19 protein-coding genes are annotated in these 25,034 nt (G+C 40.6%); 4 read left to right on the top strand and 15 right to left on the bottom strand.

Annotation, left to right across the window (positions count from 1 at the left end; translation table 11 throughout):
- Window positions 1–94: 94 nt before the first annotated feature.
- Both gltB and hemQ read right to left on the bottom strand, forming a co-directional pair.
- On the bottom strand, window positions 95–4,678 hold the full coding sequence (gltB, locus tag HMPREF1151_RS00930) for a glutamate synthase large subunit (protein WP_009660595.1): 4,584 nt from the start codon (window positions 4,676–4,678) through the stop codon (window positions 95–97).
- A gap of 357 nt (window positions 4,679–5,035) precedes the next feature.
- Window positions 5,036–5,767 carry a hydrogen peroxide-dependent heme synthase gene (gene hemQ, locus HMPREF1151_RS00925; protein WP_009660691.1) on the bottom strand — a complete coding sequence of 244 codons (732 nt, stop codon included), beginning with the start codon at window positions 5,765–5,767 and terminating at the stop codon, window positions 5,036–5,038.
- A 315-nt stretch (window positions 5,768–6,082) separates the two neighbouring features.
- On the opposite strand from hemQ, the gene HMPREF1151_RS09930 reads away from it, so the two are divergent.
- Window positions 6,083–6,208, top strand: coding sequence for a hypothetical protein (locus HMPREF1151_RS09930; RefSeq protein WP_005384109.1), 126 nt, complete (start codon window positions 6,083–6,085; stop codon window positions 6,206–6,208).
- 27 nt (window positions 6,209–6,235) lie between these two features.
- Here HMPREF1151_RS09930 and hemG read toward each other — a convergent pair whose 3' ends face one another.
- From hemG to HMPREF1151_RS00900, 5 genes are all read right to left on the bottom strand, one after another.
- Window positions 6,236–7,744, bottom strand: a complete 1,509-nt coding sequence (gene hemG, locus HMPREF1151_RS00920; RefSeq protein WP_009660616.1) for a protoporphyrinogen oxidase — start codon at window positions 7,742–7,744, stop codon at window positions 6,236–6,238.
- Window positions 7,741–8,637: a ferrochelatase gene (gene hemH / locus HMPREF1151_RS00915; protein WP_009660687.1), complete on the bottom strand. Its 897-nt coding sequence runs from the start codon at window positions 8,635–8,637 to the stop codon at window positions 7,741–7,743. Before hemH ends, hemG begins: the two co-directional genes overlap by 4 nt.
- Window positions 8,624–9,670, bottom strand: a complete 1,047-nt coding sequence (gene hemE, locus HMPREF1151_RS00910; RefSeq protein ID WP_009660667.1) for a uroporphyrinogen decarboxylase — start codon at window positions 9,668–9,670, stop codon at window positions 8,624–8,626. Before hemE ends, hemH begins: the two co-directional genes overlap by 14 nt.
- Before the next feature lie 140 nt (window positions 9,671–9,810).
- On the bottom strand, window positions 9,811–12,666 hold the full coding sequence (locus HMPREF1151_RS00905) for an AAA family ATPase (RefSeq protein ID WP_009660674.1): 2,856 nt from the start codon (window positions 12,664–12,666) through the stop codon (window positions 9,811–9,813).
- Complete coding sequence (locus tag HMPREF1151_RS00900) at window positions 12,656–13,921, bottom strand: exonuclease SbcCD subunit D (RefSeq protein ID WP_009660591.1); 1,266 nt, start codon at window positions 13,919–13,921, stop codon at window positions 12,656–12,658. The genes HMPREF1151_RS00905 and HMPREF1151_RS00900 overlap by 11 nt, the downstream gene beginning before the upstream one ends.
- Window positions 13,922–14,105: 184 nt before the next feature.
- Between HMPREF1151_RS00900 and bioB the strand changes: the two genes are divergently transcribed.
- Window positions 14,106–15,131 carry a biotin synthase BioB gene (gene bioB / locus HMPREF1151_RS00895; protein WP_009660699.1) on the top strand — a complete coding sequence of 342 codons (1,026 nt, stop codon included), beginning with the start codon at window positions 14,106–14,108 and terminating at the stop codon, window positions 15,129–15,131.
- A 182-nt stretch (window positions 15,132–15,313) separates the two neighbouring features.
- Here bioB and HMPREF1151_RS00890 read toward each other — a convergent pair whose 3' ends face one another.
- The 5 genes from HMPREF1151_RS00890 to HMPREF1151_RS00870 form a co-directional block, all read right to left on the bottom strand.
- Window positions 15,314–15,676 (bottom strand): hypothetical protein, encoded by a 363-nt coding sequence (locus HMPREF1151_RS00890; RefSeq protein WP_005375251.1) that lies wholly within the window; start codon window positions 15,674–15,676, stop codon window positions 15,314–15,316.
- Between the two features lie 426 nt (window positions 15,677–16,102).
- Window positions 16,103–16,990 carry an RluA family pseudouridine synthase gene (locus HMPREF1151_RS00885; protein ID WP_009660679.1) on the bottom strand — a complete coding sequence of 296 codons (888 nt, stop codon included), beginning with the start codon at window positions 16,988–16,990 and terminating at the stop codon, window positions 16,103–16,105.
- A gap of 1 nt (window position 16,991) precedes the next feature.
- Window positions 16,992–18,185, bottom strand: a complete 1,194-nt coding sequence (eis, locus tag HMPREF1151_RS00880) for an enhanced intracellular survival protein Eis (RefSeq protein WP_009660635.1) — start codon at window positions 18,183–18,185, stop codon at window positions 16,992–16,994.
- Window positions 18,186–18,328: 143 nt separating this feature from the next.
- Complete coding sequence (locus tag HMPREF1151_RS00875) at window positions 18,329–19,273, bottom strand: DUF2156 domain-containing protein (RefSeq protein WP_005375748.1); 945 nt, start codon at window positions 19,271–19,273, stop codon at window positions 18,329–18,331.
- Window positions 19,274–19,304: 31 nt separating this feature from the next.
- Complete coding sequence (locus tag HMPREF1151_RS00870; RefSeq protein WP_009660742.1) at window positions 19,305–20,429, bottom strand: efflux RND transporter periplasmic adaptor subunit; 1,125 nt, start codon at window positions 20,427–20,429, stop codon at window positions 19,305–19,307.
- 168 nt (window positions 20,430–20,597) lie between these two features.
- Here HMPREF1151_RS00870 and HMPREF1151_RS00865 point away from each other — a divergent pair, with 168 nt between their 5' ends.
- A complete protein-coding gene (locus HMPREF1151_RS00865; protein WP_009660639.1) occupies window positions 20,598–21,449 on the top strand; it encodes an aldo/keto reductase in 852 nt (283 codons plus the stop codon).
- A gap of 140 nt (window positions 21,450–21,589) precedes the next feature.
- Here the strand turns inward: HMPREF1151_RS00865 and HMPREF1151_RS00860 are convergent, their stop codons facing one another.
- The 3 genes from HMPREF1151_RS00860 to HMPREF1151_RS00850 form a co-directional block, all read right to left on the bottom strand.
- A complete protein-coding gene (locus tag HMPREF1151_RS00860; RefSeq protein ID WP_009660684.1) occupies window positions 21,590–21,913 on the bottom strand; it encodes a branched-chain amino acid transporter permease in 324 nt (107 codons plus the stop codon).
- Window positions 21,906–22,622: an AzlC family ABC transporter permease gene (locus HMPREF1151_RS00855; protein WP_009660623.1), complete on the bottom strand. Its 717-nt coding sequence runs from the start codon at window positions 22,620–22,622 to the stop codon at window positions 21,906–21,908. The genes HMPREF1151_RS00860 and HMPREF1151_RS00855 overlap by 8 nt, the downstream gene beginning before the upstream one ends.
- 137 nt (window positions 22,623–22,759) lie before the next feature.
- The gene (locus HMPREF1151_RS00850; protein ID WP_009660597.1) at window positions 22,760–23,926 is read right to left on the bottom strand and encodes an iron-containing alcohol dehydrogenase; all 1,167 of its coding nucleotides are present in this window, start codon (window positions 23,924–23,926) and stop codon (window positions 22,760–22,762) included.
- 253 nt (window positions 23,927–24,179) lie between these two features.
- Here HMPREF1151_RS00850 and HMPREF1151_RS00845 point away from each other — a divergent pair, with 253 nt between their 5' ends.
- The gene (locus HMPREF1151_RS00845; protein ID WP_009660678.1) at window positions 24,180–24,998 is read left to right on the top strand and encodes a MetQ/NlpA family ABC transporter substrate-binding protein; all 819 of its coding nucleotides are present in this window, start codon (window positions 24,180–24,182) and stop codon (window positions 24,996–24,998) included.
- The last annotated feature ends 36 nt before the right edge of the window (window positions 24,999–25,034 follow it).

The raw sequence follows: 25,034 nt of genomic DNA, 5'->3' as shown, positions 1-25,034 counted from the left end.
TGCAATACAAATATTATACATGAAAATGCCTCTATAGTCAAAACTATAGAGGCATTCTACATTACATTCTCTCTAAGTTATATTAGATTAGAACTTATTTTGCATATTTTTCTTTAAATGCAGCCAATTGAGCTTCTTCTAAGGACAAGCCTTGTTCTTTGAATCGTTCAATAGCAGCATGCATTTCTTCGTATGCTACAGGAACAACCTTAGTAAATCTATTTGCAAAGTTATTCCAGTTTTCAAGGATATGACGGCCTTTTGTGGAATTAGTATGCAATACATGTTGTTCGACTAATTCTTTGATTCGTTTAAGGTCATCATTATTAGCAGGACGTAATTCTACAAGACCAGTATTTACATAACGTTCATCGCAATCGAGGATGTACGCATAGCCACCGGACATACCAGCTGCGAAGTTACGACCAATTTTACCGAGTACAAGAACCTCGCCACCTGTCATGTATTCACAACCATGGTCGCCTACACCTTCCACAACAGCTGTAATACCACTGTTACGAACGGCGAAACGTTCACCAGCTACACCATTGATATAGGATTTACCAGATGTAGCACCATAGAAGGCAACGTTGCCGATAAGGATGTTTTCGTCAGCTTCAAAGATAGATTTCTTAGGTGGGTAAACAACGATGGTACCGCCGGATAAACCTTTACCGAGGTAGTCATTCGCATCCCCTTCGAGTTCTAATGTCATGCCTTTTGGAATGAAAGCACCAAAGGATTGACCTGCAGAACCTTCAAAGTTCAACTTGATTGTGTTATCTGGAAGTCCGCTTTCACCATAACGACGTGTTACCTCAGAACCAACTAATGTACCTACTACACGGTTAATGTTGTTAATAGCCAATTTAGCGCGAATAGGTTTTTGATCTTCGATAGCAGGACGGCACATACGCAAGAGTTTGGACATATCCAATGTGCGTTCCAATTCATGGTCTTGATCGATGGTATGCATATGACCAACAGACGCATCGATGTATGGATGGAACAAGATACGTTTCAAATCGACACGAGACAATTTGAAGTTATCGTCTTGAGATTTTTGACGAACAAGATCGATACGGCCAACAAGTTCAGCTACGGAACGGATGCCTAAGCGAGCCATGATTTCACGCAATTCACGTGCAATGAAGATCATCAAGTTTTCTACATATTCAGGTTTGCCGTTGAAACGAGCACGCAATTTTTCATCTTGTGTAGCCACGCCATAAGGGCATGTGTTGAGGTTACATACACGAGCCATTTTACAGCCTACAGCTACAAGTGGTAATGTACCGAAACCAAACAACTCAGCACCAAGCATAGCCGCAACAGCTACGTCGAAACCAGTCATCAATTTAGAGTCTACCTCTAATTGAACGCGGTCACGCAAACGATTAAGCATCAATGTTTGATGAGTTTCAGATAAACCAAGTTCCCAAGGCACACCAGCGTGTTTTACAGATGTACGACCAGCCGCACCTGTACCGCCGTCATAACCGGAAATCAAGATATTATCTGCTTTTGCTTTCGCCACACCAGCTGCGATTGTACCAACGCCAGCTTCGGAAGTCAATTTAACGGAAATGCGAGCATCTTTATTGACGCATTTCAAATCGTAAATTAATTCCGCCAAGTCTTCGATGGAGTAAATATCATGATGTGGTGGAGGAGAAACAAGTTCTACACCTGGTGTGGAGTGACGAGCCTTACCGATTTCAGGATATACCTTTTTACCTGGTAATTGACCACCTTCACCTGGTTTAGCACCTTGTGCACATTTGATTTGCAATTCTTTGGCATGAATCAAGTAATTAGCAGTTACACCGAAACGACCGGATGCAATTTGTTTTACTTCAGAGTTCATGCTGTCGCCATTTGGCAATGGTTTAAAGCGTGCAGAATCTTCGCCACCTTCACCAGAGTTAGATGTAGAACCAAGACGATTCATCGCAATAGCGATTGTTTCATGCGCTTCTTTACTGATGGCACCATAACTCATAGCGCCTGCTTTGAAACGTTTTACGATGGATTCTTCAGGTTCAACCTCTTCAATAGGAATACCACCGCCTACAGGATAGTTCAATTCCATCAAGGAACGCAATGTTACATGGTAATCGTTGCGGATAGCTTTAGAGTATTCTTTATATTTAGCATAGTCGCCGTTGATAAGAGATTCTTGTAAAAGATCAATTGTTTTAGGGTTGAATAAATGTTCTTCCCCGTCTTTTACAGGACCGTACCAACCGCCTGGTTCGAGAACAGATTCGTCTTTTTTGAAAGCTCGATCAAAACGAGCCAACGCTTCTGTAGTAACACCATACAAACCAATGCCACCGATACGTGTTGGTGTATTTACGAAATATTTTTTAATGAAATCAGAGTTAAGACCTAATGCTTCAAAAATTTGAGCACCATGATAGGAACGCACTGTAGAAATACCCATTTTGGACATAACCTTCATAATACCACCGACGGCGGCCTTAATGTAGTTTTGTTCCGCCTTTTCTAATGTAATATCACCAAGGCGTTTGCGCGCATGTAAATCTTTGACTGTTTCAAATGCCAAATAAGGGTTGATAGCAGTTACACCATAACCGATCAATGTACAGAAATGATGTACCTCACGAGGTTCACCAGATTCAAGAATCAAGCCAATTTCTGTACGCAATACTTTGCGAATCAAATGATTATGAACAGCTGCCACAGCTAAAAGTGCTGGAATTGGCGCATGGTTCGCATCAACACCACGGTCAGATAAAATCAATACGTTTTGATCTGTACGTGCTGCTTCTTCTGCTTTTTCACACAATTCTTTAAGTGCCTCGCGCATTCCGTCTACACCCTTAGATGGGTCAAAGAGGATTGGCAATGTAACAGATTTCATACGACGGCAAGCAAGAGCTTTGATAGATGCCAATTCTTGGTTTGTAAGAATTGGTGTACGCATAGACAATGCATATGTACCAGTCTTATTAGGATCTGTTAAGTTGCCGGAGTTGCCAAGCATTACGCGTGTAGATGTAACCATTTCTTCACGAATCGAATCGATTGGAGGATTCGTTACTTGCGCGAACATTTGCTTAAAGTAGTTATATAGTAATTGTGGTTTTTCAGAGAGGATTGCCAAAGGCGCATCGGCACCCATGGCACCTACAGGATCTTTACCATCCTTTGCCATAGGCACAATCATGCGTACCAAATCTTCTTGCGTATAGCCAAATGCTTGTTGTTGCTTAAATAAATCTTCTACAGCTGGCACATCACTTTCATCAGCTTGCGTAATTTCAGACAAATGAATAACATGTTCTTTTACCCATTCATTATATGGCAATTCAGTTGCAATGCGTTGTTTGATTTCATCATCGGAAATGATACGTTGTTCTGCCGTATCGATAAGAAGCATTTTGCCTGGTTCCAAACGACCTTTTGCGCGAATATTTTCTGCATTTTCGTTCACAACGCCCACTTCGGATGCCATGATAACGCGATCATCAGTTGTTACATAGTAACGAGCAGGACGCAAGCCATTACGGTCGAGAACACCGCCGATAACAGTCCCGTCCGTGAAGCCCATAGCAGCAGGACCATCCCATGGTTCCATCATAAAGCTATTGAATTCGTAGAAGTCATGTTTTTCTTGGCTCATGAGCTTATTGCGTTCCCAAGGTTCAGGAATCATCATCATGATTGCATGAGGCAAGGAACGACCTGTCATGTGCAAGAATTCCAATGTGTTATCAAACATAGCAGAGTCAGAACCGCTATCATCTACTACAGGGAATACCTTTTTAATATCAGGGAACAATGGAGACTCAGCTTTACCTTCACGAGCATTGATCCAGTTTACGTTACCGCGAATTGTATTAATTTCACCATTATGAACTAAGAAACGGTTAGGATGCGCCCGAGCCCAGCTTGGGAATGTGTTCGTACTAAAACGGGAGTGAACCATTGCCAATGCAGATGTGAAATCAAGGTCGCTCAAATCAAGGTAGAAGTCACGCAATTGACCAGGAGTCAACATACCTTTATATACAATTGTTTTAGAGGACAAGGATGCAATATAAAAGTCGCTAGATAGTTCCTTACTCAATGGAATAATGCGTTTTTCCGCCAATTTACGGATAACATATAATTTACGTTCAAATTCCGCATTATTCGTTACATCAGGGCCTTTACCAATGAGAATTTGGATCATCCAAGGACGAATAGCAGCCGCTTCCTTACCAACTTTAGTACCATCTACAGGCACTTCACGCCAACCGAGAACGACTTGCCCCTCTTCGCGTACTACTTCTTCAAAAATACGTTTTTGCTCATTGCGAAGACTTTCATATTTATGCGCAAAAATCATGCCCACACCATATTCGCCTGCTGCAGGTAAACTAATGCCCAACACTTCGCATTCACGTTTAAAAAATTCATGTGGGATTTGTACCAAGATACCAGCACCATCGCCTGTATCCTTATCTGCACCAGCACCACCACGATGCTCAAGACGCTCTAAAATACGCAAGCCATCATCGATGATATCATGGGATTTTTTGCCCTTAATATTTACGACAAAACCCATACCACAGGCATCTTTTTCAAATTGGCTGCTATACATGCCATTTGCTTCAAGTCTAGCCTGATCTAAACGTTGTTGATCAATAACGCTACCATTCATCTCCATAGCTTTTGTACTCCTTCTCATATCACTTGATGTTTCACAACCTCTATAATCATTATATATAAGCCTTGTGAAAGTTAATTCCATTTCAATATTCATATAAAATTCAAATTCTATAGAATTTAGTGTCTATACACAGTATACCAAAGTCCACTGTAAATTGATAATATAAAAACCGCAATCTAACTTGCGGTAAAATCATAGCCATATGCGTATTTTGTATACATGATTCATTATAGGAAAACAAAAAGGGGTAAAATTTTTCCACCAGCCGATTTTACTTAGCCCTCAAGGCTTCGTATGGCTAGCGTCAAAACTTTAACCCCTTCCCTTTACAGTACTACTACTGGTAGTTATAGATTAAGCAAACACTTCATCAAAGCGTGCTTCATCAATCAACGTTCCTACATAGAAATCGCTGAAGATACCATATCGTGCACTCGCTTCTTCAAAGCGCATATCGTAAACAATTTTCTTGAATTGAATGTCATCATTACTAAAAATAGTAACGCCCCATTCCCAATCATCAAGACCAACACCACCTGTAGTGTACTCAGATAGTACTTCTAAATATGGTCTACCAGTGATGCCATGTTCACGCATCATACGACCGCGTTCCTCTTGAGGCAACATATACCAATTATCATTGCCTTCACGCTTCTTCGTCATATTATAAAAACAAATATATTTATCCTTTGGTACAGTTGGATACAATTTCGCATCCACCTCAGGCGTATCAAGCTTAGCTTTCACATATGCACTGACCTCGGTTACAGACGTATAAGAATACGTTTGAACAAGCACAGACGCAATCGTTAAACGACGGAATTTGCATTCCCATTTCGCCAAATCCTCAAGAGACGGCGCCAAAATCCACAACAAAAGATCGCCCTTATAACCATTCACATCATAAAATGCATAACTGCCTTCTTTAGCTTGGTGCATAGACTCCAACTCAGCCAAAAATGCCTTTAACTCATCGCGAGCCTCAGCCTTCTCCTCTGCATCAAAACAATTCCAAGCACTAAAATCCATGGAAAACACCATATGTTGACTATGCCAACCCTCAACAGTAGGAATTGCCTTACCCATAATACCACTCCTTTTCACATAAAATATATAAAACACAATTTACAATTTCAAAATCGAGCCCCTAACCCGAAGACCGTTTTCCTCTAACCTAGGCTAAAGGACCTTGTACTAGATGGAGGCTAAAATCCGCTACAGTAGGCAATGGATAAGCCTTCTGAAGCGACTTTAGTAAGTCGAGGCCCTAGGCCGAAGACCGTTCCCCTATAGTCTGGGCTAAAGAACCTTGTGCTACGGTTGTTTAAAGAAATCTACAGTAGGTGAGGAATGGGTCTCAATAGGTAACCATTGTACATTCAGTATCTACTATTGTAGGCGATGGATAAGCCTTCTGAAGCGACTTTAGTAGGTCGAGGCCCTAGGCCGAAGACCGTTAAGCTAGCTGGAGCTGAAGGAGACTTATCCATCGCCGGCAACGTAGTACTTATACCAACAACCTATTGACGCCCATACCGAATCGGCTACGTAGAATTACAACCGTTGCACAAGTTCCTTAGCCTGCTTCACCCCATCCGGTATCCCAATCCCATCAAACGGTGTCCCAATGAGATACAAATTAGGATAATGTTCTTTCACATGCTCCCGAACGGCTGCGATAGCAGCACGATGACCCACATTATATTGAGGCATGCAATGTATTAAACGATTGATTTTGATCCATTCTGGATTTGCATTAAAGTTCATAATACGTTGAATTTCTTTAAGAGCTAATGCAGAAAGTTCTTCATCACTATAACGTTCCACCACATCATTACCAGGTTTACCGATAAAAACGCGAAGAACGATTTTATCATCTGGCGTTGTTTGTGGCCATTTTTGATTTAATATAGTACACGCTGTTAATGGTGTATCCGTTTTACGAGTAATCAACAAGCCAGAGCCTTTTAGTTCGCCATCAAAGGACGCTTTATCAAAGGCCATGATTGCAATAGCACAACTGGATTGTTCCATATTGCGTACGCCATCAAATCCAGTATCTCCAATAAACCAATCTTTATACGTAGCCGGTGGTGTAGAGATAACCAACATATCAGAGGTTTCTTCTAAGCCATTCACATTATAACGATACACTGCATGAGCATACGATATATCTCGAACAAGGGCCTTAGTAGTCAATGTAACATTGGATGGCATTTGTTCCACAATCGCACTTACCACGCTTTCAAGACCACCCGTTAATTGTCTAAACATACCGGATTGTGATGCGGTTCCTTTTGATGCTTTTAGATTTCCATTCGTTCGCTGAATACTAGATTGTTTCTTATCAAATTGAGCATCCGTCATCGTTCCTTTACCAGCACGGGGAACGTCGCCTTCATTAACAGCACCTTTGGCAGCCTTAGATACCCCCGCCTTTTGATGGCTCATCTTAGCAGCAATCATGCCCTTAACCATATTGCCATATTTTTGTTCTACTTGAATAAAATGTGGAAACGTAGATAATAGACTGATTTTATAAATATCGCCACCATAAATACCCGCCAATAATGGCTCAATTAATTTATCCATCATTTCTTGACCTAAATGATAGCGGAAGAAATGACCAATCGATACATCACCGTGAGCATCTAATGGATACGGTTTCTTAAAATAATCAAGACCAGCACGCACTTTACCAGCCCAGGAAATTAAGGTCGCTTTCACAAAAGGCATCATTTCCGTAGGAACGCCCATGATGGAACCACCTGGAATTGGATGAATGTTACCGCGGTCATACACATAGGCTTGCCCCGTTTCATTGGATACAAGCGTATCTGCTAGACCAAGATCTGTAATGAGATCCGTCATTTCCGTTTTGCGGCCCAAGTAGGAATCCGGTCCTAACTCAACCACAAAATCATCTACTTGTTGCGTTTGAATTTTACCGCCAAATCGAGGGGCCTGTTCATATAATTGTATCTGCCAATCTGGTTTGGCATGGCCTAAATAATAGGCTGCAGTAAGCCCCGTAAGGCCACCACCAACAATCGTTACCTTCACTTATTAATCCTTTCTCGTATAGCCTTTGCCATGGCCTCCATAAATAGGGTATTTCCATTGGGCATAGGCAGACGTTCGTATGTAGCCCCAGCATTTTCAACGATATTCCGACAAATAATATCATTATCATACAAAATTTCTACATGATCGCTAACAAACCCAAAAGGAATACATACAATCCGTTTTGCTCCATCTATAAGAGCCTGTTCAATGACACTTTCAATGGTAGGACCTAACCATTCACCATAGGGCGCCGCACTTTGCCATGCCTGATACCAGTGATTAAGGCCTACCATTTTTGCAATTTGATTTGATGCGGACATGACTTCATCTTCATAACTACCAACCGTTGAAGTAGGTACACTATGGGCAGAGAAAATACAGGCTGTATCAGCTTGTAATGGATTCACGGCCATCAACTGTGAACGCCAGTATTCAAAAAACTGTGGTCTATTCCACCAAGATTTGATAATTTCACAAGATATATCCGGATACGCTCGTAATATAGAATGTAATTTCCGTTCATATGCGCCCGTTCCAACCATAGAATAAAACGGCGATGTGACAATGCATACAATAGAAGTATACCCTGCAGTTGCTATGGATTCTATAGCTTGTTCCATACTATTAGGCATATGAAGATAGGCCAAATACATCGCGTCTATCGCCAATAGGGATGTAAGAGTTTTCTTTTGCTCTTCCCCCATCGTTTGCAACAGCTTATTATCCCATTGTCCGATGGCATCGTAACGAGCAGTTAGAACCTTCAATTCTCGTTCTGTCGGAATTTTTCCGCGTCGAATGCTCGTCAAATAGGGTAATAAATCAGATGGTTGACGAGGTGTACCAAAAGATAATAACAGTATAGCCTGCTTCATATTATCGGTTTTCACGAGCCCACAATTCACGGCTCTTTTCATGAACATAGTCTGTCAACCAATGTAATTTTGCTGGATCCGCCTCAGGGAATACACCATGCCCTAAGTTAAATACATGTTTACCATGGCGAACGCCATCCATTAAGATTTCATCTACCACCTTGGCTATTGTTTTTGTATCCCCGTATAAATAAGCCGGATCAAGGTTCCCCTGTACTGTTTGTGTAACACCTCTATCCTTAGCCGCCCCAATAGAGCTTCGCCAATCTAAGGCGATAACATCAAGAGGTAATTTAGCCCAAGTAGAAACAAGGTGATCTGTACCGACACCATTCATAGCGAGCGGCAAGTTAGGGAATCTAGATTTTACTGTGGAAATAATACGTTTCATATGAGGGAAAATAGCTTGCTCATATTCTGTACTATTAACGGCCCCCACCCAAGAGTCAAAGATTTGTAAAGCATTAGCACCAGCGCGCGCTTGCATTGACAAATACTCGATGGACATATCCGCTAGTTTTTCCATTAGTCTATTCCAAATTTCGGGTTCGCTAATTAACATCCCACGAGTTTTGTTATAACTTTTCGTAGGACCTCCTTCAATAAGGTAAGACGCGATGGTGAATGGTGCACCACAAAAGCCAATAAGAGGTACATCAAGCACCTCGGTAGTCAACAACTCAATAGTTTTGGCAATATATTCTACCTTTGTTGCATCAAACGCATATAATCGTTCAATATCTTCCATACGGCGTATTGGAGTATCAAATACAGGACCTACACCAGGTTTAATATCCACATTCACGCCAATAGCCACCATAGGGCTCATAATATCCTTATAAAGAATAGCCGCATCAACGCCATATTCTTTAACAGGCAGTTCTGTCACTTGTGCGCAAAGTTCTGGTTGTTTGGTAATTTCGAACAATGTGTACTTCTCTTTTATCTTACGATATGCAGCCTGACTGCGCCCTGCTTGGCGCATATACCATACCGGTGTTATGCCAGGGTTCTTGCCCTGAATCATATCTAAATAAGCAGTATTCAAATTTCCACCCCTTTCTACAAAACACACCCATACATGTATATAAGATTTTATATTAGAATGTCACGCTTATATTAAAAGTGTACCCCAAAAGTGATGAATATGCAAAGCCACTTATTATCTATATTTTTAGGGATAGAAATTTATGCACGTTGTAATATATGCGTATCTATACCAGCAATAGCTTGACCCATGTAATACACTTGTTGCTGACATGTAAACAACCAAATTTGTTGATGTTCACCAAGTTCAGCTAACAACTCAAGTGCACTCTTTTGGCGTTCTTCATCAAATCGGACTAGGATATCATCTAATATGATTGGCAATGCATCCACTTGGTACGAAAAGACCTTTGCTAGTGCCAAACGCAACGCGAGATACACCTGATCCGCTAAACCACTAGACCAATGATGAATCGGTAATCGTTCACCCCGTTCATTCAAAAGGGCTAAACCGTCTTGCAATCCCCACATATCAAATGTATAAGCACCATTCGTTAAACGTTTAATGTACTGAGATGCTAATTCTAACATCTTTGGTTGTGACTCTTCTTCGTATGATTGTTGCGCTCGTTCCATACAATGAGCGATGACAACTTGAGTGGCCCAATCTTCCAAGGCAGATTCCAATTCAGATTCTAACTCTTGTCGTTGTTGAATGGCTTCCCGTTGCTCCTGATCTGAACCCAATGCACGCATAGCTTCCACGATTTGGCCTCGTTTCTCATAGAGGTTAGCCATCGCATCCTTGCGCGCATTCAGCTCTTGATCTGCATGGGCTAATTCATCAGTCCAATTCTCTTTATTCCCCTCACGCAAGCGGCGATAGAATAAATCTTTATTTTCACCATCTGGAGTTAACAAATCAAGCTGTACTTGGCTTTGTTTGTAAATCGTTTCCCATTGCTTAAATTGATCTTCATCAATGAGTTTTTGACGATATTCATTGGCCCCGGATAATCCGCTTTTTTCAAGCAATGCTTTTTGTTCTAGTAAAAGCTCTTTTTCCTTGCGATGCCAATTATCATACTCCATACGGTAGCTCTTACGCTGTGATTCTTTTTGTTCCCAACGAATCATTTGTTGTTGAAAGTTTTTATATTGGTTATAAATACGTTTTAGCTCAGTAGGAGACACAGGGGCTTCAACACCAAGGTTATACCATAAGGTAACAGCTTGGTCCTCTATAAGGCGCAAAGATTCCTTATGTTCATCTAAGCGTTTCTCGTATCCTTCAATGGTCCGCAATTGTTCAGAGTACTGGTCATATTCATGCTTCATACTAAAGAAATCATCTTCATCGAGACTCTTGGCAGCCCCTTCAGGAATCCATGCTTGCCATTCAGCCAAGGCTTTTTCATAATTAGCCTGTAATTGTTTACCTTCATCATTGTAACGTTGCTCAATAGCTGCCGTTTCCAAGTTCGGTATATCTGACGCCACAGGTAAAGGTACATCCAATTGTGTTTCCAAATACGACTTACGTTGCTGTAAGCGTTCTAGTTCACGCATCAACCGAGCTACATCGGAATCATCTACATGGCGAAGGCGCCATCCATACCAGAACAATCCCAGTCCAAGTATTAACAAAATAATACCACCGATACTATATAGTACAGATTCTAGCGCAATGAGGCCTGCCAAGGACATCAATACACCAACGACGGCTCCAATCCCTCCAATACGTTGCAACCAAATCGGCATCGCGGCCATACGTATGGAACCATGTTCTCCAAGTCGAGACTCTAGATCTGCAATATCAATCATAACAGCCTGCAACTCTTGCTGAGCCCAGGTGTTAACAGGGCTATTTTCACCAGTGTCAACAGATGAACTATCTTCACTTATTTTTGGTTCTTTTTGCAAGGATGGTGCTTGGCTTTGCCAATATAATAATTGGTCCTTTGCGGTACGCAATCGTTTGGATAAACGTTCCCCTTCAAACCAATTCACATCAGTTGGCACCGATTCATCCTTGCGCCATGAAGATTGTAACCCTCTCGAGAAATCAAGTTGCTCTTTAACCTTAGCAATGTAGGCTTCGCCTTCTTCACACTCACGGCGCAATTGTTCCCACTTCGCACCTTGTTGAATCAAATCCTCTATATCTTGGCCATAGGTAGTAAATGGACTATTAGGATCAAAATTTTCCGGTTTTAGTGCTTCTTCTTTATCAAGCCAAAGCTGCATATTCTGACGAGCTTCACGAAGGCCCTCATCGATACTTAAAAACGCATCGCGATCTAGTGTATCAGGAGATGTAAACTGTTGCATACGACGACGCGCCTCTTCGCTACGTCGATACGTATCCCATGCACGAAGCACCATCTCTACGCCTTCACGATAATCTTGCCATTCTTTGATTTGATTCTGAATTTCTGCTTCTGTATCCTCGGAAGCCTTCAACGCTTGTTGTAATTCTACATATTGCGTTTCATGTTCACCCAGTGCGGATAGACGAGCCTTATTTTCTTGTAATCGATCTATCAAAACATTGATGCGGCGTTTGCCTGATGCAGACGCAACCAGTAAGTCATTAGCATTGGTTTCAATGCTTTTTACTACACCACCGAGTTGCTCGCCCCCTTCGGCGCCAAAGAATCTAGCTCGTACATCTACTTCATTGAGTATATCTACGCCTTGAAGGTCCTCTAACGTAAGGCCGAATATGCGGTTATACGTTTTTTTATCGAGCCCATGCCACCACAATTGATTCGGCTCGTCCTTTATGCTAGGCTCACCAGGAGAATAAAAATCTAAATTCTTGTTTTGTCGGCCTAAATGATAAGCCGTCCCCTCTTTGTCGAGCTCAAGAGATCCACTTACATAACCATATTTTTTATGTTTACCGCCAAATAAAAGAGAACGCATACCTTCTAATAAGGAGGTTTTCCCACTTTCATTAGCGCCATATACAAGCTGTACACCGTTAGGACCGGATTTAAATGTCCAGTTTTCATACGGCCCAAATGAGTCGAGTCGAATCTGTTTAATGTTCATCGTTTACCCCCATTAACACCGTAACCCCTTCCATTTCACTGCGTTCCATAACTCGTTTCAATACATCGTCTGATAATAAATCTAAATAACTGCCAAGTCGTTTAGACTCAGGACGATCGACCAAGATTTGACGTACGGCCTCAATATCAGTAACGGTTTCATCATAGGCACGTAGATAATCGCCTACCATGTCGGACAATAAACGGCGTTCTGCCAAATTAACAGTAGGACGCGTTTTAGCAATCATGCGGTATGGCATAACAAAAATAGATTTACTCTTTTCCTCTGCCTGCGTCTCCCGTAGCCATAATTTTCGAACGGACTCATCCACGCATAAGCGATGCATTGGACCAGTTCCTACTAAATAGACCGATACCAATGTATTCTTATTATATTTTTTACGTAAGGACTGCTTTTTATGGCTCAACAAATCTAATAACTCACGTTCAGTTTGTATGCCTGCAATATCGATCTTTATATCTTCAAAACGAATGGCACTGGTCTCAATAAATTCTAATTCACAATGTCCATTATGTGATACGTTGACCATATAGCATCCTTTAGCGCCAGATTCCTTCCGATGTAATCCTTGAGGATTGCCCGCATATACGACCATAGGGTCTTCTGAAATCACCTGTGATTTATGGATATGACCTAGTGCCCAATAGTCCATAGCGCCTTGCATGATATCCGTCAAATTACAGGGCCCTGTTACATCATGATGTTCACTGCCCACACTAGATCCAACCGTTCCATGCATGACAGCAAGGGAAAACTCATCTCGTTCAAAGGCTTTATATTGTGCAGCAAAATTAGATTGTTCATTGCCATGACCACAACTGATGCCGTAAACACCACCAACTTCAATATTATTAACCATCAATGGAAATCGTTGTACCTGTGTATCCGAAAACACATGTACATTATCAGGCATTGATAAGCCAGCGCGCCAGCTTTCAGCAGGATCATGATTACCTTGCACCATATATACGGGAATATGCGCCTCCCACAAGCGATACATGGCACGCACAAATCGGACCTGAGCCTCTAAATTATGATCTTCACTATTATAAACATCGCCGCTAATCACAACTGCATTAACGCGTTCGCGCACAGCGATTTCAATGATATTATTGAAAGCTTCATAGGTTGCTTCTGCGACGGCACGATCTACATGCCGACTCATCCCCATAGCATATTGAAAAGGAGCCCCTAAATGAAGGTCTCCACAATGTATAAAACGAAAGGGTTGCATATTGTCTCCTTTCCTAACTTATAGAATACTAATATCTAATTATACTATATATTTCTATATAATATGTAAGATATCATATTGTAAACTAATTTATTTATACAGTTGACAATTAGTATCCAAGAATACTACAATTACATTGTAAATATATTCGTTTTTATAAGTTAACAATAACAAGGAGGCTATAATGGCACTTCCAGTAGAGCAACAAACCCAGGTGGGTTCTTATGAAAAAATATTAACCATTGCCAATCGTATATTACATGGTGGGGAAATCACTAAAGAGGAAGCCATCGATTTAATCCATACATCCGATGAAGATACCATGATTTTATTGGCTATGGCAGATAAAATAAAACAACATTTCAATGACAATTCCGTCGATATTTGCGCAATCGTAAATGCTCGTTCTGGTAAATGTCCTGAAAACTGTAAATTCTGTGCACAGTCGGCACACCACAATACAGGCGTTCAAGAATATCCATTTATGGATGATGAATCGATTTTAGATGCTGCTAGAAAAGCAAAAGAAGCTGGTGCTATTCGCTTCTCTATCGTTACAAGCGGTCGCAACACTTCCAACCCTAATGAATTCAACCAAATCTTACGCGTATTAAAAGAAATTCGCGAAAAAATTGGTTTAGAAATTTGTTGTTCCCTTGGTTTGTTAACCTATGAACAAGCTCTTCAATTAAAAGAAGTTGGTGTTACTCGCTATCATTCCAATATCGAAACTGCACCAAGTCATTTCCCTGACATCTGCTCCACACATTCCTATGAGGACAAGATGTCTACCATAGAAAATGCCAAAAAAGCCGGCATTCGCGTTTGCTCTGGCGGTATCTTAGGTCTAAACGAAACGCTAGAACAACGCGTAGAAATGGCGTTTGAACTTAAACGCCTTAACATTGATTCCATTCCATTAAACATATTAAATCCGATTAAGGGTACTCCATTCGAACATAACAAAGCGTTAAAACCGATGGAAATTTTACGTACCTTCGCTGTATTCCGCTTTATTTTACCTCATGCATTAATTCGTACCGCAGGCGGTCGAGAAGTAAATCTTCGCGATTTACAATCGTACGCACTAAAAGGTGGTCTTAACGGCATCATGGTAGGCGGTTACTTAACAACCGGCGGTAGATCCCCGCAAGACGATTTACAAATGATTAATGATTTGGAATTAACCCGTACAGCCGCTCAGCTATAAACTAACGGTTGTTACCAATCACTAGTGAATATCTTAAATTTTATCTATCTACAAAGACTGTAACACCTCTGCGTGTTTACAATACATTTACACACAAAAAATACCTAGCTAGTTGCTGTCTAGCTAGGTATTTTTATATTTAATTTTTTAAATTTATATCTAAAATATTAAATTCAAGCTATTTATTGCCATAACAATCTATAGATGGCTTGACCATTCGTATTGCCTTCAATCGGTTCAGGATCTTTATCATAATCAACATTATCATATTGAGTTCCGTTTGGCATATACGCATCTACTTCTAGAATTTCCATGGTCCGATTATAACGGCTAATATATACCTTATAGCGAAGTTCATCACCACCTGGTTCATTAACTTTTAGCCAAAGAACAGCATCATAATCGCTTTTTTGAACACTATCATTATCTATAAAGAGTTGATTACCTTTGTCATCAGGACTTACATAGTACCAATCAGTCGCTTGTGCTGTATTCGAATATGTTATGAGGCAAAAAAAGGCCATCAAAGCTATAAGCAACTTCATAGTGGCCCCCTTTCTAACCCAACAACAAAAGTCTTATAACTAGAACGATTTTTTTAAATATTTTTAAAAAAAATAAAGAGAAGATATTATCCTCCTCTATTATCATATCAAGAAGTATGGCATTTATCAACATTTAATAAACGAATTTTACATTTCATCTAAATTTCATAAAATATTTTTTAGAAGTTCATTTTACCTTCATAGTATTTACTTATAATTACTACATCAAATGATAATTATAAGTAAATATTCCCTGATTACTTAATGTATTTATCTCCCGACAAGTAATACTAACCCCAAACCTACTACTTGTTTAAATACATAGGTCATTTGATGTTAATACTAACACTCCCCTTACATGAAAAAGGACTCCATCAGGAGTCCTTTTTTCGTTGTCAAACCTATACACTTATACAAAAAGCTGCCCTAGGGCAGCTTTTTAGTTTGTAGTTCACGACCTAAATCAGATGGTACAGGTGCGATAACAGTCACCAGTTCAGATTGTCCATATGGTATAAATGTCAACGAATAGGCATGTAAGGCCTGTCTCGTATACGGTTTTTTCCGCATACCATACATGGCATCGCCAATGATAGGGTGACCAATATGAGCCATATGAACGCGAATTTGATGAGTTCGTCCGGTTAGCAATGTAAACTCTAACAACGATTGTACATCATCATATTCAATCACATGATATTCGGTTACAGCATCTTGACCAAATTCATCAACACAGCGGCGATTATCAAATACCGGATCCACACCGATAGGTTCATTCACCACACCATCAGATGTAATCTTTCCTTCTACGAGACCGCGATAGACACGGTGAATTCGACCTTCTTGTAGCTGTTTAGTGTAATATTGTTCTGCCTCACGGGTTTTGCCAAACATAATAACACCTGTTGTATCTCGATCCAAGCGATGAACAGGCCGAATTTTATGAACTTCGCCGCGTTTAGCATAATAGCCAGCCACCAGATTACTCAATGTATGATATTTCGTTTGACCTGCTGGATGAACTAGCATAAATGGAGACTTATACACCACAAGTGTGTGTTCATCCTCATAGAGAACCTCTATAGGTCCTTTTTCAACCTCTACACCATAATCCTTATCTTGTGGTAACTCAATAGTAATAACATCCCCTTTTCTTAGCATACGCTTGGAATGAGCAACGCGGCTATTGACCTTCACCCGTTTCTTACGGAATATCATCTGCACATTTCGAGAGGATAAAGAAAATCGCTCTTTTACATAAGCAGATACTGTTGTATCTACCTCTTCTTTTACTGTATATGTTCTCCAGCTCATATTACCACCATTCGTTGATATATGTATTTTGTTTAGGATATACCATATCTAGATAATCAATCCAATGAGATTCGCCTTGTAATTTACCTTCAAACACAAGATCTTTAGCTGATACAGCCCCCATCAACAGGACTGTTAGACCGCCAATGTCTATGGTGATATCGATTTCATCCACAGATTCAGCAGAAACGCGTTTTACGTTAGGTAAAGTGCTTTCACCTAGGCTAAGGGCAAATACGCCATTATTCCAATCGCATAATGTATCGGTAACCTTAATGTTTAAGGTAATTGGCATCATAACGGCTTCTGGATTAACAGGTACCGTAGTCAACGCTGTTTCTACGTCTACGATACGCGCCATCATATACGGCATCGTTGTATGACCTGTTTTTCCATCAGGAACAAATCTATAACCCGTATCATGCAACCCTTCATTCCAGCGAATGCTTTCACCTTGAGAACGATGGTTATAAAAATAATTAAGCAAACCACGTTGAGCACGACGCGTTGTATATACAAATTCTGTAACAGGAATTTCAGGAGCCCCTAAACGATAGACGGCGTAACCTTCGATTTGACCTTCATCGTTTTTCACGACCGCAATGTTCACACCTTCAGCAAAGAAACTGCCTAATAGACGTTTCCATTCCTTCTCACCCCGTTCCGCATAGCCATATAAATCCTTCGTATAGGCTTTGTAAACAGGATCAAGCAATGTCCATTGCTCTACATCATTTAGCAATCCAAAGGATAAGGTTTTATCCGTCAAAGGACGCAAACTCTCTAATGGCATGGTCTGTACCCATTGATGAGCGTACAAATCCCAGCCATATTGTTGGTAAAATCCCGCTTTAGAAGGCATTAAAATGGTAATGCCTTGACCACGACGGCGCAATTCTTCTAAGGAGTGCAACAATAATGCACCACCTACGCCACCACGACGTGCAGCTGGATGAGTAGCAACACCAACCATATAACTAGTAGGCAAGATAGCGCCGCGCACATTGATGTTATATTGACGCAAATGAACAGTGGAGAGTAATTGACCTTCTTGGATACCTACGACAGTATTCTCCGGTTCATAACAGTTAGAAAAATAATATTGAAAGAAGGGATCTTCTTTTGGTTCAAAGCAATACGCCCATAGCGCTTCAACTTGAGGGGTATCTTGTGATGTAGCAATTCTAAAATCCATACGATTTCCTTTCTATCCTAAATAGCTCTAGAGCTATATATTTCATGTAGTAGAATGTATTTCACACACTCTACCCTTTATTATAACGGAAAAGAGTGGCACCATACAGTACCACTCTCACATTCGTTATTAAATTGACCTGATTATTTACCGCCCGTTGCATTATCTGCTTCATTAGCATATACAGCATCATATTTTTCTGCAAAATGATCAGGATTATAAGATTCCTTCGCTTGACGAAGACCAGGCAAACCCATATCTTCTTCACGATTGATAAACTCTACATTGCTAAATTCATGGCGGATGAATTCATTATTAATTGCTTGATACAAACCGCGAATATCCGGATTGGCTTTTTCGATGTGAATTAAAGCCATTCTATCATTCATTAATTCGCCGATACTGAAAGCCTCTACGCGACCAAACAACTTAATAGCGCCGCCTTTTAAGCCCAAGACATCCCAATGATCAAAGAGTAAATTAATAGCCACTAATTCATCTTCAATACCTTCTTCGTGATGAGTTTCCACCCAAGACGCTGCTGTCTCACGGCACAATGGAATGATGTCTTCTGTAATTGGCACATATTCATAGTTGGAATATTGCATACGGAATTGATTCAAGTGATTTTTCTTTTGACGGAATTTCTTACCGGACAAATTAATAAGATCTTCAGACTTATAAATATATTCGTAGTTATCACGGTCAGGTGTGAATACGTAACGGCCTGGGCATAGTTCCTCCATCCGTTCTTTCACAACCTTGCTAACACCTTTGAAAATGAATGGTAATTTATTTTCTACAAACCATTCTTTTGCACGCAATAAACCATCGAGGAACTTCGCATCCTTACCAGCAAATGGAGGTAATAGGAATGGATCGCGCTTACCACCACCTTGGATGTACAATACGCCATTTTCTTCAGCCCAACGAATGCCATAGGCTTCTTGCCACATATACAATGTAGTAAAGCAATTATCCGACGCTTCGTAATGATGTTGTTCAAAATATTTATCGATTAATGGTTTATCTCTTAATTCAAAACGTTTAAATTCTAAAATAATAATCTCCTCCTTTTTAACATTCATGGTTGCTAGTTTCTAGCTACTCATAAGATATTTATTGAACCTTCACCTTTTCACCTAGTTCAAAGGTTCCCTTGGTTGTAATAACTTGTTCGCCTTCATTGAGGCCTGTCATGATGGACACATACCCATCTTGTTCATCCCCTACTTCAACGACACGTACGTCTACCGTATTATCAGCGGTTAATACATATACATATTTACCATCTTGATTTTCACGTACTGCCGCAGCAGGAACAACGAGCATCTTAGCTTGAGCACTAGATTCGATGGTCAAACTATAAAATTCACCAGCCTTAATAGTTCCTTTTTCGTTGTTGAAAGTAGCCTTAACTAGTACACTTGGTACATTTTCAGGCTGGTTTGTATCTATATAGGTCAACTCACCTGGAATATCTGAATCACCGACATGCAAAGACACTTTAATACTTGATTTTGCCTCTGGGCTAGCTAATTTCATAGCCGCATCACGAGGAATACTCAAGGATGCTACCATAGGCGTCTCTTGTTGTATCAACATAAATGGACGATCTGCAATCGCCATTTGACGATCTTCATTGTAAATAGCAGTCACCACACCAGCTATAGGAGCCGTAATATTAGCGGCAGCTATTTGTGCGGACACCTGAGCAATTTGTGCCTCAATAGCAGCAACACTAGCACCGTTGCCACCACCGCCACCACCAGTTGTGGTTGTCACAGTTTGAGGTCGAGACCGTTCTAGAATACGATTATATTCCTTTTCTGTAATATTACCAGCCTCGCGCATTTGGCGAGCACTTTCAAGCTGAGCACTGCTAACCGTAGGCGCCGTCGTTGTCGTCGTTGTTTCAACAGCAGGCGTATAGGATTGGGCCGCACTAAGCTGACCTTGTAAGGACGCTAATTGTTGTTGCAATGCCGACGTATCAATCGTCGCCACCACTTGACCTTGTGTTACCTTATCGCCTACCTTCACAGCATACGTAGCCGCACCTGATACAGCGGGCGTAATAGTGGACTTATTAAGAGCTGTTACATTCGCTTCATTATGAATTTGTAACGGCATATCTTTATAAGTAACATCGGCAACGGATACTGTAGATGTACCACAACCTGCAATCGCACATACAACAATGACCAATAGTGCCATTACAGCACCAAGTCGAAATTTGTTCATACTTTCACCTTATCTCTATCCATTGTATTGATTTTTATCAATACCTTAGTATATCACAAAATCAATAAGAATTGTATGAAAGCTAATTCCCTATATGATTAGATATTACTAGTCAGAAATAATATCTGATATAATATTCCTAAACAAGTATACATATGGAGGTTTCTCATGGAAGAACGTATGGATTTTAGAATTTTAAATAATGGTAGCTTTGTGCCATCCATCGGATTTGGCACCTACAAAACAGGAACGTCGGAGGAAACGGAGCAAGCTGTAACGAATGCCTTACAGGCTGGATACCGTTTACTCGATACGGCAGCTTATTATGATAACGAAGAAGCCGTCGGCAAGGGCATGAGTGCATCTGGTATTAATCGGTCCGACATCATTGTAACCACTAAAATTTGGCATACCAATGCCGGTTACGATGCTACGATGCGCGCTGTTGAAAGTGCTCTAAAGAAGTTAAATACTAATTATATAGATATCATGCTTATTCACCAACCACTAGGTGATTACTACGGCTCTTGGCGCGCTATGGAGGAATTATACGACCAAAACGTGCTACGCGGGTTGGGTCTTTCCAACTTCTACGAAGACCGTTTAATCGACTTGCTATACCACTGTAATGTAAAACCTGTGGTGAACCAAATCGAGTGCCACCCGTTTAACCAACGTCAATCCTTATTACAATTAATGCGTAAGCATCAAGTAGTAGGTATGGCGTGGTCCCCATTCACACGCAATCGCCAGCCTATATTCGAGCACCCTATCATCAAGAGCTTGGCTGAAAAATATGGAAAAACGAAGCATCAAATCATCTTGCGTTGGCACATCCAACGAGGCATCATTCCATTGCCAAAAGCAACAAGCTTAGAGCATATGAAGTCTAACTTTGACGTCTTTGACTTCAAATTATCCATTACAGATATGGATCTCATGGAGCTACTTGATCAAAGAGCGTTTTTGGAAAATCATCATACTGCTGCAGGTCTTGAGCGGATTTTACAACTAAAATAGTTATAGTTTATGAATCCTCGCATTCTTATCTCTAGCAACATACATAAATGAAATATCCCCTTCGTCAAGCCTCCACCGGCCGGGTCTGACTTTGCCCTGCGGGCTTCGCAGGGCCAAAGTTGTTTGACGAAAGGGAAACGTTAAATATTTTGTACGATAAGCATATACACTATAGTACCTACAGCAATGGATATGAGCATGTTACGTTTCCATAGGTGTAACCCTACTGTAACCAGTAATGCAATTAATTCAGGGATACCATAGGGATATGCTAAAACAACGGTTTCCTTAAAGGTATACACGACGAGCATCCCCATAACGGCAGCAGGTAATGCTTTACCTAAGTAGAGTACAAAATCTGGTGCCTTTTTTCCTGGTGGAAATACGAGGAAGGCACCAAAACGAGTGAGTAATGTACCGGCCACGACAATAGCAACGGTAATGACCATTTCTGTACTAGTCAAGATGAACACCTCCCCATTTGTACGCAATATAGCAAACCACCAGCATACAGCTCATAGATAGAAGCATAAAGAGCGATTTGCCTACCAATAAGAGCATGGCTAGTGCTATAGCTGCACCAGCTACACCAAAGGCTCTAATCTTGTTATTTTTCGCATTGAGTAGCATTTCAAGGAATACTACTATAAAGAGACCTGGTAATACAAAATCGATGCCTCGTAAATCTACGGTAGCCAATAGATTGCCAAACAGACCACCTACAAAGGTGCTAAACACCCAGAATACGTAGTTGAGCCAAGACACATGGAAGTAAAACCACTTTTCATCTACATCATCGGGCAATCTTGTAGACATGTTGATAGCAAAGCTTTCATCACACATCCAAGCAACGGTAGGAAACCACTTCCAACCCATATGAACATATCGTTGTAGCGCAGATAAACCGTAGAAAAAATGACGACCATTAACGAACATGGTTAAAACAAAGGCATTAATAGGATCAAATCCAGCCATCAACATACCTATCGTTACAAACTCCATGGATCCTGCAAAAATGGTTGCTGCCAAAACAGGTGGTGTCCACCAAGGGAACCCTTGGCTCGTAGCATATAAACCAAATCCTAAGCCTATGAAAAAGAAGCTTATGCCCATAGGAATCATAATAGGAAAAGCATAACTAAAAGCTTGACGCCCTTTATGTAATTGTTCCATTAATATATCGCCTTCTTTCATTTACACTAGATTATGATATTCATAAAATGTATATAATACCATCATATTCTCCATACAATGTACAAAGAAAAGACACCTACCAGGTGTCTTTTCTAATATATACACTATTCTACTAATTATAAGGCACGCGTTAAAATTTCGCGAGCCACTTCTGGTGTGACATCACCTTTTTCACCAAGTCGAGTCATACCATGACCTTCTAATTGTTTTACAATTTTATCAACTGCTTCTTCGCCTAGACCATAGTCTTTTAAATGCGTTGATACGCCAAGAGACTCGAAGAATTCACGCGTTTTAGCGATAGCCTTATCTGCTTTTTCTTCTGTTGTACCTTCTGTGATATGCCATACGCGCGTAGCATATTGTGCCAATTTTTCAAGCTTGTCTGCTTTTTTCACTTCTAACAATGCAGGCAATACGATAGCTAATGTAATCCCATGGTCAAGATGGTATGCAGCAGTCAATTCATGACCGATAAGATGTGTGGCCCAGTCTTGTGGCACACCGGCACCAATCAAGCCGTTTAATGCCAAGGTAGAAGCCCACACGTGATTAGCACGAATATCGTAGTTTTCTGGATTTTCTACCGTTTCTTTACCGATTTCAATCATAGTTTTCAAAATGCCTTCGCTGAAACGATCTTGAATACGGCCTTCCACAGGGTATGTTAAATATTGCTCTGTAGTATGTACAAAAGTATCGATGACGCCGTTCTTGACTTGTTTTTCAGGCAATGTGAAAGTCAACGTAGGATCAAGCATGGAAAACTTAGGGAATACTAAGCTACTGAATACAGGGTATTTACCATCACCATAGGTAATAACGGCACCATTGTTCATTTCGGAACCAGTCGCTGGAAGCGTCATAACTGTACCAAATGGTAATGGACTTGGTACCATTTCCACCGGAACCTCTGGTACACCAGCTTTCATAACTTCAATGACAGGTCCATTATAAGTAGCGCCCATAACGATAAGTTTTGTAGCGTCTACTACAGAACCGCCGCCTACAGCGAGAACGAAATCTACTCCATGTTCTTTAATGAAAGCTACTGCACGTTCACACGTTTCAAGGGATGGGTTTGGCTCAATACCGCCGAATTGCTCTACCTTGCGGTTGCCAAGGGCTTTCACAATACGATCAATCAGACCACTGCGCACAGCAGATCCACCGCCGTAAGTAATGAGCACCTTTGCATCCTTTGGTACCAATGTATCTAATTCACCTAAACGATCTTTACCAAATACGATATGTGTAGGATTATAAAAATCAAAGTTAAACATAGGGACCTCCTAAGTATTATGTTTGTATTCCACCGCTTTAATTGTATAAAACTTATCTGTATTATATCATATTTCGATTTTTTTAGATATGTCTAGATAACGCTACTTTCAATTACTTAATAACTCTACTTTACAATCATCGTAGGAGCCATAGTTTTAATCTATATCCAACCCTTATATTTTTATCTATATACAAAACCCCATTTACATGATAGGATATATCCATTATATGTATATAGAAAGGGATGTTCACATGAAATTAAAGAAATTTATTGCCCCTCTTCTCGTTGGCGTTTTAGCATTCGCCATCGCAGGCTGTGGCACAAATACAAATCAATCTAGTCAGACACCAAAGGAAATTAAAATTGGTGCTACTGCTGGTCCTCACGCTCAAGTAGCAGAAGCTGTAGCAAAAGAGGCTCAAAAGCAAGGTATCGACCTTAAGGTTGTGGAATTCTCCGATTATGTAACACCGGACAAAGCATTGGCTGATGGAGATATCCAACTCAACGCATACCAACACGTTCCATTTATGGAAAACTTTAACAAACAAAATGGTTCCGACCTTGTAGCTATTGGCAAAACGATTTTAATGCCTATGGGATTGTATAGTAACTCTGTACATAGTGCACAAGATGTACCAAACGGCGCTATCGTAGCGATTCCTAACGATCCAACAAACGGCGGTCGCGGTCTTGCATTACTTGCTAAAGCGGGCCTCATTACATTGAAAGAGGGCGTTGGCTTTAAAGCAACAGTAGCAGATATTACATCTAATCCTAAAAACCTTCAAATCCAAGAGCTTGAAGCAGCTCAATTGCCACGCAGCTTAGATGATGTTGTTGTGGCAGCAATTCCTATGAACTATGTTCAAAGCGCAGGCCTTAACGTAGAAAAACAAGGTTTCTTCTTAGAACCTAAAGACGAACCTTTAGCTGTTATGATACTTGCTGTACGTAGCCAAGACAAAGATAACGAAACATACAAAAAAATTGCAGACATCTACAAATCTGATGCAATCAAACAATTCATCAACGATACTTTCAAAGGTAGCATTACCTCTGCAAACTAACAAAAAGCGATACTCTAACTTTTTTAGAGTATCGCT

It is taken from the genome of Veillonella sp. ACP1 (assembly GCF_000286635.1).
Taxonomy (GTDB): Bacteria; Bacillota; Negativicutes; order Veillonellales; family Veillonellaceae; genus Veillonella; species Veillonella atypica.
This window is presented reverse-complemented; position numbering and strand designations above follow the sequence as displayed.